Origin of the sequence: Escherichia sp. E1V33, assembly GCF_004211955.1 — a bacterium.
GTDB lineage: Bacteria > Pseudomonadota > Gammaproteobacteria > Enterobacterales > Enterobacteriaceae > Escherichia.
In genome coordinates, this window is sequence record NZ_RHJI01000003.1 from 36998 (window position 1) to 49889 (window position 12892).

Consider the following 12892-nt stretch of genomic DNA (forward strand, 5'->3'; position numbering starts at 1 on the left):
GTCCGGTGTAGCGCTCATGATTGTAACAAGTTTTTTCGAGATATAAATGATTTGTCTCATTTTTAGCGAGTTCATCGGGTTGAGCTTTTTTATGATGATAGTAATCTGTTACGAATTGTATCAAAGGAAGGCAGGTTGCTTGTGAAAACTCCAGTTAACCCACTTTTGCAATGGCTTAACATGTTTTTTAGTCGCCGTTCATTATCCGGAGCTGATGGAAGGGCGTTATATGCTTACCGTTGTACTGATACAGAGTACGAAAGTTTGGCAGAACTACTGCGTACTTATGCCCCCCGTAGTTATCCCAGAACGATATTCATTTCCTATAGCGATGTTCTATTTAGCATATATGCCGCAGAGTTTATCCGCCGGACTCATACGGTCGGACACCCTAAATGGGACACAATTTTAGATTCTATTGGCTGGAAAGTTCCGTATGTTCATCGACAGAAGCTGGTTAATGATGGCATTCGCTACTGGAAAAGAAAGATAAGAAACCTGGGACAAGCTTCGGGTTATCTGCATACACTGGCTTGTGAAGGTGGTTTGCCTATCCGCATGATTGAAAATGAGAGCGGTTATTTGATTACCTATTTCAGAAGGATATATCAGGCGCTTCGTGGGCAATCATCTCAATATCCTGCCGCTAAAATTGCACAAGAATTAGGCGATACGATTCCTGTCACAATGCAAAACGAACTGGTCTATGAAATAGCAGGTGAATTCTGCGAGACTCTCTGCCGATTACTTAGTGAGCATCCTCCTCAAAGCAGTGATCCCGTTTCTGCATTACGTAAGCTCTCTCCAGACTGGCATCTTCAACTTCCACTCGTTCTCCCCGAAGCGAATGCTGCAGAGATTGTAAGGCGATTACTATCTCAATCTTCTGAAATACGCAGTGCAAGTAGTCTTCAGGTTGAAAGAATCTGGGTCGATGTTGATGACAGTTGGTATTGCGATGCCCGGTTCCGATTCCCGGCCACAATGCGTACAGAACAGTTAACCTCTTTGTTTGAATGCCATATTCAGCCGGAGCAGACCCGACTCATCATTTCAGGAAAATGGAAAAATGGCGGGGCAAGGTTGGCAATGCTAAGCCGTTATGAGCAGCAAGATTGGCGGGTCGAGTTATTACCTATTGCGATGCAAAAACTCTCTGGTGCAGATGCAATGGCCGAAATCTCATTGTCGCTTCATGAAGGTCCAATTCTGTTAGGTCACACAATTCCAAAAGGCGGTTATGAACTTACTGAAGAACTTCCCTGGGTTTTTGAAGCGATGAATGAGAGTGAATCGCAGCTAAAACTTGTTGGTATGGGGTCTGTGAGTTCCAGGCTAAATGCTCTGTTTATTTCGCTACCGAAAAATAGCCATTTAGATATTAGTGGAGAAGGTGAGTTTGATATCCCAAGGTTGCTGAAAAACAGTGAACGCAGCTTAACTAAAATAAGTGGAGTATTTAGCGTTGTTTTACATGATGGTGCAGTTTGTACAATTCGCACCCAGCAACTTTATGATTCTGCGATTGAATATTATATTAAATCGACAGAAGTTGAACTGGTTAAATCGGATTATCCTGTCCATCGAGCCTGGCCGAAGATCGGTTGGAAAAAGGATCTGCAATATGGCATTGTACCGGAGAAAGAACTTTTTTGGCGTTCCATTCGTTCAGGTAACAATGCCTGGTATTCTGTCGCATCAGAAATGCCAAAAGGACAGATAGAAGTCCGGCGAATAGTTAATGATGAGGTTTTATTTAGCGGTAAAGTTGTAGTTTTACCAGCAGACTTCGATATTAATATTATACCTGAGAGTGCTCAGCAAGGCATTATTATGCTTTCTGGTATAACGGATACTAGAATTGATAAATATTCAAACAATGAAAAAGTAACACTTAAGTCCGATTATTCACAAAACGAGTGTGCTATTTATTATAATTCATCGCAGATGCTGGAAAATACCGTTGATTTACGGGTCTCCTGGAAAGATGGTTCTAATCTTAAACTATTATTACCTAAGCCGGTTAGCGGTGGCCGATTTGTAACTAATGATGGTTCTGTTCATTTTGATGGTGTGGCATCTATAGCACATTTGCATGGAATAGATGCTGAGTTATTAACCATATCATGTGCTGGAAGAGGATATCTTAATATCGAGTTATTGGATGAAAATCCAGTAGCTGAAAAATTCCGCTATTTACATGCCGACCTTCCTCTTTTATCAGGACGCAATGACAAATTACAACAAATTTCACTTTATGAGAACTATAATTTGCTAAATGCTATGCTGGCATGTGCATGGAACAGCAATAGTACATTATGTGTTGATTTTTACTCTGACAGATTTGGAAAGGATAAAGCAACACTCAATATTAAACGCTACGATGGTAGTTTTATTGAACACGAACAAGGGTTACTGGTTGATATAAAAAATTCTGTTGTTTTTCCTGCAAATAGAATAGACGAACTGGTTGTTGATGCTATTTCTCTTAAGAATCCTGGCTTACACATATCATTGTTAAAAAAAGATGAGTTTGCTTATGATCTTTCAGCTCTGAATGTTCAGGATAGTCCATGGTTAATTGTGGGAAAACTTGATGGTACAGCTCGCATTGCACCAGTAATTAAATGGATGCTACCTGTATTGCAGACAAATGATTTATTACTAAATGCTCTATGCGAAGCAGACCCAGAACAGCGCAAAAAAAATTTTAATGAGCTAATTTTTGAAATAGATAACAACCCATTGCAAAATTATTGCTGTTTATTAACAGAGTATATTAAGAAATACAAAATGAATAATGGCTTATCCTTGCTGGATCTGGATTTGTTCAGAGGTATTTCGAGTAATTACCGCGTGGTTGTTCAGTTGTTAATATCATCATGTCTTTCTGGTGATAGCGATACGATTTATGATATACAGGAAGAATTACCCTTTTCATGGGGATGGATTCCTGTTTCAATCTGGAAAGGTGTTTTTCAAAAGTGTTGGACTTATCTGGAAAAACAGATTAACGATAAAACATTAGCATTACATATATTGCAACCCTTTATTGCTTTTATGAACCATCGTGCACATATCGATCGTCGGCTGGCTCCCATTGCGAATATGTTACTTACATATAGCGAGAGCCTACCAGTCGGTTGTAATGTCTTGCCAACTGTTAGTCGTGAGCAGTTTAATGAAGCTAAACAGATGCTATTAAGGAACCCCGACAGCTTTGGGCGTATCAGTATCTTCCCTAAAGAACTTTGGGCTAGTGCTATTACTCCAGAGTTAAAATCTGTTTTTAATAATCTTTGGATTGAAGATAAATATCACTCACGGCTTGAAAAACGTTTTAATTTGATGTTAGTCGCAGCGCTGTTAACCCAAAAAGATAATAACCTGATACATCAACTGTCTGCGCTTTTTGAATTTCACTATCAGCAAGCCCCGCAGCAATTAGGGGTAATCTATCAATATTATTTTGAACAAGCAGGAGTATGTCATTGATGGACGTTCAGCAACTGCATTATGCGCCACTTCTAAATCAGCTTCATCAGCGTGCGGTGAGGTCGGTGGTAAGTCAGTTGGCGTTGCGGAGCAAGTCGTTGACTCATTATCTGGAATCACAATATTTTCAGCCTCCCGGTCAGGAGGGGTCACTGCTTGCAGACCCGGTATTCGAAAGTACATTCGGCTGGATGCCTGCGGATGAAACAATGGAGGATTTGCGGGACAAGCTGATCTCCAGCCCGCTGGTTGATGCATTGAGCAAAGCGCCAGTGCCATTTCGTCATCAACTTACTGCGTGGCGAACGATTCTGGAAGACAAAAAATCCTTGTTAGTGAGCAGCGGTACGGGATCCGGGAAAACAGAATGCTTTATGGTACCGGTTCTGGAAGATCTTATTCGTCAGCAAAAATCGACCCGCCAGTCACTAACAGGGACACAAGCTATTTTCTTGTATCCGTTAAATGCATTAATTAACAGCCAACAGGAGCGACTTCGCGAATGGACGCGCGGATTTAAGGGGAAAATACGCTTCGCGCTATATAATGGCGAAACCCGGCATACCAAATACGAAGTTCAGGAAGATCAGTTGAAAGTACCTGAACAAGCTTTGAGTCGGGAAGCCATTTATGAAGCACCACCTTCCATCATGGTGACGAATACCACCATGCTGGAATATATGCTGATTCGTCGTAAAGATGCCCCAATCATCGAAAAGTCTCAGGGGATGTTAAAGTATATCGTCCTGGATGAAGCCCATAGTTATATTGGTTCTCAGGCTGCTGAGTTAGCGCTGCTTTTACGTCGTGTTATGCAGGCTTTCAATGTTGGACCTGGCACAGATAAACCTGTGCAGATTATCGCGACCTCTGCCACTATTGGTGAAGACTCTCCTGAAGGTAATAAGGAGCTTGCTAAATTTGTCGCTGATCTCGCGGGCGTTACAGAACGTGATGTCAAAGTGGTTCGCGGTTATCGACAAATACCGCGGGTATCGGAGTCGCTGATTCGTCATGAATACCCCACATCTTTAACTTCTCTTAAATCCCTGAGCCCTCAGGATCTTTACCAACAGCTTTGTCATTACCGTGTGGCCCAGCAATTGCGTCAGGCGTTAACTCATCCCGGACGGCAGGCAGTACGTTTGAGTGAGTTGCTCAATGTTGCCAGAAGAACCTGGCCAGATATTAATCACCGTGAGCTACTGCAACTCCTCGATCTAATGGCAAGATCGCGAGAAGGTGAACTGGCTTTTACGCCATTACGTATGCATGGGTTTATCAGAACACTGGCGGGTCTATGGGCATGTTCAAACAAACAATGCTCACATAAAGCACATGAATTAAATCAGAGTGACTGGCCATTTGGTCAGGTATGGTTTGAGCAGCGCCAATATTGTGACTGTGGTGCGCCGGTATTTGAAGTTTTACGTTGCTCCGGGTGTGGTTCAGCTTATTTGTCTGCCAAAGAGGAGATGCGCGGTGATGGAACGAACTGGTTGGTAGCGCAACCCGCCGCTGCCGAAGTGGATGAGTTTGCTCTTGATGTAGATGTTTATTCTGAAGATGAAGACAACGACGAATTAGACAATAACTCTCAATTTGATCGTCTGATTGCGAGCGATGGTGAAAAATATATCATTTCACTGGAAGAAACGACGGCGGGGAAAATTGATAGTGAAGCGCAAAAGCACTATGAAATAAACCTGTTAAGACCGGAATCTCGAGGTGAGGGACGCAATAACTCCTTTGCTTGTGTTTGCTGTGGTGACACTCAACGGAAAAATAATCCTTTATTCCGTCCGCTTCGGCTCGGCGCGCCCTTTTTTTTAAATGAAATTATTCCTACTCTGCTGGAGTTTTCTCCATTACCGCAAACAAGAGAAGAGCAGTTAGGACCGTTTAATGGTCGACGCTTGCTCACCTTTACGGATTCGCGTCAGGGTACCGCTCGCATTTCAGCCCGCTTACAGCAGGATGCCGATAAAGCGACGTTGCGAGCTCTTTGTTACCAGGAGCTGGCAAATATTACAGAGCCTTCAGCAAAACTCAGCCCGGCACACTGTGCACTGTTAGAGAAAGTTATTAGCCAGTTTTCTGTCCTCCCTTTAAAAAATTCCATCGACGCGCTGAAAAAAGCGATGGCTGCGAATGAGGAGCTTAGCCCGACGGACATTCAGGCACTTAAAATTATTGAGCCGATGGTGAGTTCCTTAAGCCCGGATCATGCTGAAGCGATGCAAATACTCCAGGCTAACTCAGGCAATCAGCAGAAGAAAACCATGTCATGGCAAACACTGTCTGAACAGCTGGTTGGCAGTGTGGACCTTGCCGATAGAATGAGAGGCAGTTTTAAAGAATTGTCTGGGCTTGATCTTACTAAACAACAGTTTGCAGATTTTTGTTTATACAGTGAGTTTGGTCGCCGCCCTAAAAATGCCTGGACCCTCGAAAGTCTGGGTCTGGTAGCCATTCACTATCCATTTATTGATAAAGTTACAACCTGCCCGCAGGACTGGAAGACATTATTACCCGATCCCGATAAGCAATTAGCGGAATGGCGTAATTTATTGAAGATTACTCTTGATTTCTTTATCCGTGAAAACAGTGCCGTTTTTTACGAAAACGAGCAATACCCTCGCTGGATGGGGGCACGTTTCCCGGTAAAAATGCTCCAGGGGCCAGATAAAAAAAACAAAGGGCAGAAACGTGATCAACTTTGGCCACAAATACGCGATCGCCATTATAACCGGGTCATTAAGCTATTAATCGCAGTCTTTCCGGCAATACAACCTGAGCAGGCTCACTGGAAATCGTTAGTTAACCACTTAATGATTGAGGTCTGGGATGCAATTCGACCCTGCTTACGTCAGTTTGAGTCGGGTTATCAGCTGGATATTAAACAACAGGCTGAATTTTACAGTCCAAAGCAAGTGTGGCGTTGCCCCTATACTCGACGTGCGTTAGACGTCACGTTGCTGGGATACTCTCCGTATTTGCCGGGTAGCAAAGAAATTGCACCTGAAAAAGCAGTGTTGATTGAAATGCCTGAGCTTCCTGTACGTCACTGGCGTTTGTCTGGTGGTGGAGAAATCGCCCGAGAAGAACGTCTGGAGTGGCTGGAAAGTAATGCGCTGATTCAATATGCCCGCGAGGAAGGATTATGGTCTACTCGCAGCGACCGACTGGCCCTGAAAGATAGCTGGTATCGTCTGGAGGAACACTCTGCGCAGAGAACGCCTGAGCAGAACCAGTTTAATGAAAAACAATTTAAGTCAGGCAAAGTTAATGTGCTGAACTGTTCCACGACCATGGAGATGGGGGTGGATATTGGTGGTATGAGTTTGGTGGCAATGAACAACGTTCCTCCAGCTCCGGCAAATTATTTGCAGCGTGCAGGTCGCGCGGGGCGTCGTGGAGAGAGTGCATCTGCTGCCATTACGTTATGTAAAAACACGGCGCATGGAATGGAGGTATTCAAAGACCCCCTCTGGGCGTTCAACACTACTGCCAGTGCGCCACGGGTTCGTTTTGGGAGCAGTAGCATTGTTCAACGACATGTTAATGCCCTGGTTTTAGGTCTGTTTTTACGAGCTGAAGTTCCTGATGCGACAAAACTGAGTTGCAAATGGTTCTTTGAAGGTGATGAGAGCCAGTGTCTTCGTTTTCTTCATTGGTTAAATCACCAGGCCGATCAGCTGGCGGATAAACTTAAACGCCTTACTCAGGGAACCGTCCTGATGTCATTGACGGCAACCCAGCTCTTGACCCGCACACAAGCAATGATGCAGCAGGTTGATATCCGCTGGAGAAGCCAACTTGCGATACTGTTGGAAAATATCGAAGCGTTGAAAGCGGATAACAGCGCGTGGGAAGAAACGCCAGCAGGTAAAGCCATCGCTTATCAGCTTCGTGATTATCGCGGTGCATATCTGTTTTCTAAACTCATTAGTGAAGCGTTCCTGCCGGGGCATGGTTTCCCGGTTGGCGTCGTCAATTTCAATTATCTGACGGCAGATGAGCTGGAAAAACGTCGCGCAATAAAAGCTACTCAGGCTGACCCTAATGAAGGGGGAGAAAGCTTTTCTCGTCGTATTGAAAAATTGCCCAGCCGTGATCTACCTACAGCATTACGCGAGTATGCGCCTGGTGCAGATGTGGTATTGGGCGGAAAAGTATATCGTTCCTCGGGCATTATGCTTGGCAAGGTACTTGCCAGCGGGCAGGAGCTGTCAGGCGATCATCACATTCCGTGGTTCTGGCATTGCCGTAAATGTGGTGCGGGGGCAACCAGTACTACCCGTCCTGTCGAATGTAGTCACTGCAAAGCGGATATACAGCAACTTGATGTGAAGCGTTATTTACAGCCTGTTGGTTTTGCGACAGATATTCGTTATCAGGCACATAATGATGTATCCATGCCTGCACAACTTCCCTGGAAAGATCCACGTGTTCTTGTACCGTCTTCGGTGTGGGTTTCTTTACCCGATGCTGGGCTAGGACGTTACCGTTTTAGCCATAGTGGGGAATTGTTCCACTTCAGTGAAGGGGAATTTGGGCACGGCTACGCAATTTGCCTCTCATGTGGTCGGGCAGAATCTCAAACTCAACCCCAGCGTACCCCTGAAAATCTAAAGAACCCAGAGCGGGAAAATACGCATTACCTGTTGCGAGGGGGCAGTAACGATCGTCAGGGGAGCAATAAATTGTGCCACGGTCATGTGCATAAAGATCTGTGGTTGGGATATAGCAGTCGTACAGATATGGTTGAGCTGCAACTCAATGATGATAATGGCCTGTTGATCCGTGATGAGGTTGCCGCGCGTTCCCTTGCGGTCGCTTTGCGTGAAGGGTTAGCGCATAAATTGGGTATCGAAAATACTGAGCTGGGCGTGACGACGCAGCAAGCGCGCGATATCAATGGCTATACCGGATATTCCATCTTCATTTACGACAATAATGCGGGTGGTGCAGGTTATGCAGTGCAATTGATCGACCATTGGGCTGATGTCTTTAATTACGCCAGAAAATTGCTCGATTGCAGTTGCGATAAATTCTGTCACCACTGCTTGCTCAGCTACGACAGTCAGCATTATGTCAACAGATTAGATCGTCACCATGCATTAACCCTGCTTACCAATGTACGGTTGCAGCGACTTAACCTCGCGCCAGAATATCAGTACTTCGGCGATGGTAGCCGGGTTGAAACTAACCCTCTGAGTTTACGTATTGCGCAATGCCTGAACAGCGAGATTTATGACTCCTGCTCGCTGGTTCTTGCGGGGCCGCAGGAACAGTGGGACTTTGCCCAATGGCCATTATTTAAAGAGTTGCTCCAGTTTGCCTCCTCCGGTGGGAATGTTGAGTTGCTGGTGGCCACGCCGCTGGCAAACTTAACTGATAGCTCCAGACATCAGCTTTCCGCGTTGGCGGCGATGCCGGGAGGTCGCTTACAAGTGAAATCCATTGCCACTGCGCAGCTCATGCAAGGAAAGGGGCGCTGGCTTGCGCAGGTGACTCGCGAAGGGCAAAGCCAACAGTGGGCCGCAGACGACAGCGCTACCGTTGCCCCTGGTGAATTATGGGGACAAAGTGCGTCTTCACCAGTAGTGACACTTAAAGGAACGTCCGGAAAAACCTTCTCGGGTCAGACCTTAAGTGCAGAAGATTTACTGCCCGCCTTACCCACCGGGGCGGTGCGCATCAATCTCTGTGAACAACTGGACGGGCCGCTGGAAGGTTTTGGTTCGCGTTTCTGGTCGTTAGTCACGCAACAGCACGCTGGCTGGAAGCAGGCATTTACCCGCCACAAAGAGATAACGCATGTTGAGTACAGCGATCGTTATCTTAATAGCCCATTCACGGCGCGTTTGTTAGGTGAAATCTTAACCGAGCTGGTTGAACAGGGAATGGCGGAACGCGCCAGCCTCACTGTTTGCGTCAAAAAATTGGATTACAACTCTCGCCAACACGACGCTCTCTATAACGCGTGGCTTAATGAGGAAGATCGTCAGCAGGTTGTGACCACTTTACTTGAAGAAGGATATCTGGGGCCTGCGTGGCCGGGAGCAATTAGCTGGTTAACGGGGGATAACCAGAGTACGGAGCATGGACGAGAGCTGACAGTCACCTTCAGCGATGGCAGTCAGCATTATGTCCTGCTCGACATGGGGCTTAGCTACTGGCGCTGTATTGAAGATACCTTCTTTGATTTTGCCCTGCGAGTACCGCAGCAAGTTGAACGGCTGGCAAACACGCGAGCGCGAGCTGTTGCCCCGGGTAATGACCTTAGGAGTTATATTATCGCTGGATAAATAATTGCTCCCCTGGGGATATCTTCCAGGGGAGTTGACCCAGCTCACTTTTTAATAATTTTTGTTTGAAAATCATGCGCAATTTATGCGCATTCCCTCCCATTTTGTCACTTTGCCGGGGGCCTTCATGATATCTTTAAGGCCCTCTTTTTTATCGCAGTGTGCCGCGCCACATTTTTCAGGATGACGTTACCGCCACTGCCCCAAATAGACAGAAAAACCGATGAATAAGCAAAATTATGCACCTGGTATGCGGGTGGTTATTCGTGATGCCGAATGGCGTATTCGCCGGGCGGATGACAGTGGTGATGGTGGGTATTTGCTGACCTGCGATGGTATTTCAGAGCTTGTGCGCGGTAAAGAAGGGTTATTTCTGACCAAACTGGAACAAAAAGTAGAGATCCTGGATCCCGCAAAAACGCATTTGGTGGAAGATGAATCCGCCAATTATCAAGCGGCACAGTTGTATATTGAAAGTCAGTTACGCCAACGCGTACCGACAGACAGTAAAGTCCATTTTGGTCATCTGGCGGCGATGGATTCCATGCCGTTTCAGCTCGATCCTACGCGGATGGCGCTGGCACAACCGCGTCAGCGGATACTCATTGCCGACGCTGTTGGTCTGGGTAAAACGCTGGAAGCCGGTATTCTGGTTTCGGAACTGATCCGTCGTGGGCGCGGAAAACGTATTCTGGTTCTGGCGGTTAAATCGATGCTGACACAATTCCAGAAGGAGTTCTGGAGCCGTTTTGCGATCCCATTGACCCGCCTGGATTCTGCTGGTTTACAAAAGGTGCGTAACCGCATCCCAACCAACCACAACCCGTTCCACTATTTTGACAAGACCATTATCTCCATCGATACGCTGAAACAAGACATTGAATATCGTCACCATCTGGAAAATGCCTGGTGGGATATTATTGTCATTGATGAGGCCCATAACGTCGCAGAACGTGGAACCAGTTCGTTACGCAGTAAACTGGCAAAACTGCTCGCCGGGCGCAGCGATACGCTGATTATGCTTTCAGCAACACCGCATGATGGTAAGGCTGAAAGTTTTGCCAGCCTGATGAACATGCTTGACCCGACGGCGATCGCCAACCCGAAAGAGTATGAATACGCCGATTTTGCCGATAAAAATCTGGTTGTCCGTCGCTTCAAAAAAGACGTGAAAGATCAGATGTCCGGCGAGTTCCCCGAGCGCAATATTGTCAAATTGACTCGCCTGGCATCCGGTGCCGAAGAAGAAGCATACCGTCGTCTGGTTGAGAGCCAGTTCCGTGATGATGACGATGAACAGGCCCAGTCTAACAAAGGTCGTCTGTTCAAGATAACCCTCGAAAAAGCGCTATTTTCCAGCCCGATGGCGTGTGCCAGCGTCGTGGCGAATCGTCTGAAGCGTCTTGAGAGCCGTAAAGATCATAATAGCCAGAGCCAGATCAACGAACTGGAGTCATTGCTGTTGGCGCTGAATAACATTGATGCCAGCCAGTTTAGCAAATACCAGTTGCTGCTCGACACCATCCGAAAAGACCTCGCCTGGAAAGCCAATAACACGGAAGATCGCCTGGTGATCTTCACCGAAAGTATTAAAACGCTGGAGTTCCTCGAACAGCAACTGCGAGCGGATCTGAAATTGAAAGATGACCAGATCGCCACGCTGCGCGGCGATCAGGGCGATACGGTATTGATGGAAACCGTAGAAGCCTTTGGTAAAACGCAGTCGCCGTTGCGTCTTCTGGTTTGTTCGGATGTGGCATCTGAAGGGATCAACCTGCATCACCTTAGCCACAAAATGATTCACTTTGATATTCCGTGGTCGTTGATGGTATTCCAGCAACGTAACGGGCGTATTGACCGCTATGGGCAAAAACATCAGCCCCAAATCCGCTATCTGCTTACCGAGGCCAGCGAACCACAGATCAATGGCGATATGCGCGTACTGGAAGTGTTGATCAACAAAGACGAACAGGCGCAGAAGAACATTGGGGACAGTTCGGAGTTTACCGGCAAATTTACCCAGGAAGAGGAAGAAGAGCAGGTTGCAGAGTTCATGATGCAGGATGATGGTGCCAGCCTGTTTGATCAACTGCTGAACAGCAACGTCTCGGAAAGCGCCGAACACGATCTGTTTGGCGAAATATGCAGTGCGGTTTCCAGCGATGCCTCAATGGTCACCGAAACAGACACCAGCTTGTTTGCCAGCGAACAGGCGTACTGCGAAAGAGCATTGGGTTACCTGAAAGCCAGTGGTCAAACTATCCAGTATGAAACCTTGCCTGATAATACCTTGTCGCTGGTGGCACCGGAGGAGTTACGCCGCCGCTTCAACCAGCTACCGCCTGAAATTGCCCCGGAGAACTGGCAGCTCTATTTAAGTCAGGATAAAACCGTCATCACCGACGCGATTGCGCGCGCTCGCGGTGAGCAACATGCCTGGCCCGATGTGCAGTATCTCTGGCAAATCAACCCGGTAGTGCAGTGGCTGGACGATAAAATCTCTTCGGCTTTTGGTCGTCATCAGGCTCCGGTTATCCGGCTGCCATACCTGCTTGAACCCGATGAAGATCACTTCATTCTTTCCGGGTTATTCCCGAACCGTAAATCACATCCGATGGTGAACCCGTGGATAGTGGTGAGCTTTAACCGTGAATCGCTAATCGGCAGTCAGCCTTTCGCTGAGTTTTTACAACGTCATCCGCAGTTGAGTAACAAGCTGACTAACAGCGGCGGTAAAGATCGTAATCACCAACGCCAGCAGGATTTACTGGAAGCGGCTATTGCTCATGCCCGGGAGGTATTCATCCATGATCGGAATGCGTTTGAAACGCACATTAACCAGCAACTGAATGAGCATCTGCAAAAGCTGGACGTTTTGCGTGGGCGGCAGTTGAGCCAACTTGAGCTGGATTTTGCCGATAACAAACAGCAATTGTCAGTCAAGCAGAGCCGTAAAGAGCAGAGACAACGCGAAATCGAACACAATTTTGACAGCTATATCGAATGGATTGAGGACACCATGACGACTGAAAAAGAACCCTACATTCAGGTAATTGCTGTTATCACCGGAGCGGAGGGTTAAT

3 protein-coding genes are annotated in these 12892 nt (G+C 46.6%); all 3 read left to right on the forward strand.

Annotated features, from left to right (window positions below; translation table 11 throughout):
* The first annotated feature begins 135 nt into the window (after positions 1 to 135).
* The 3 genes from D9742_RS01965 to D9742_RS01975 all read left to right on the forward strand — a co-directional run bounded on the left by D9742_RS01965 (position 136) and on the right by D9742_RS01975 (position 12891).
* Positions 136 to 3495 (forward strand): STY4851/ECs_5259 family protein, encoded by a 3360-nt coding sequence (locus tag D9742_RS01965; RefSeq protein ID WP_130235822.1) that lies wholly within the window; start codon positions 136 to 138, stop codon positions 3493 to 3495.
* Positions 3495 to 9809: a DEAD/DEAH box helicase gene (locus D9742_RS01970; RefSeq protein ID WP_130235823.1), complete on the forward strand. Its 6315-nt coding sequence runs from the start codon at positions 3495 to 3497 to the stop codon at positions 9807 to 9809. The genes D9742_RS01965 and D9742_RS01970 overlap by 1 nt, the downstream gene beginning before the upstream one ends.
* A gap of 223 nt (positions 9810 to 10032) precedes the next feature.
* Positions 10033 to 12891 (forward strand): DEAD/DEAH box helicase, encoded by a 2859-nt coding sequence (locus D9742_RS01975; RefSeq protein ID WP_001041505.1) that lies wholly within the window; start codon positions 10033 to 10035, stop codon positions 12889 to 12891.
* Position 12892: the final 1 nt, after the last annotated feature.

Bases quoted from the DNA above. Each gene is read 5' to 3' on its own strand.
- D9742_RS01970 (WP_130235823.1), top strand. From the start codon at position 3,495: ATGGACGTTCAGCAACTGCATTATGCGCCACTTCTAAATCAGCTTCAT.
- D9742_RS01975 (WP_001041505.1), top strand. From the start codon at position 10,033: ATGAATAAGCAAAATTATGCACCTGGTATGCGGGTGGTTATTCGTGAT.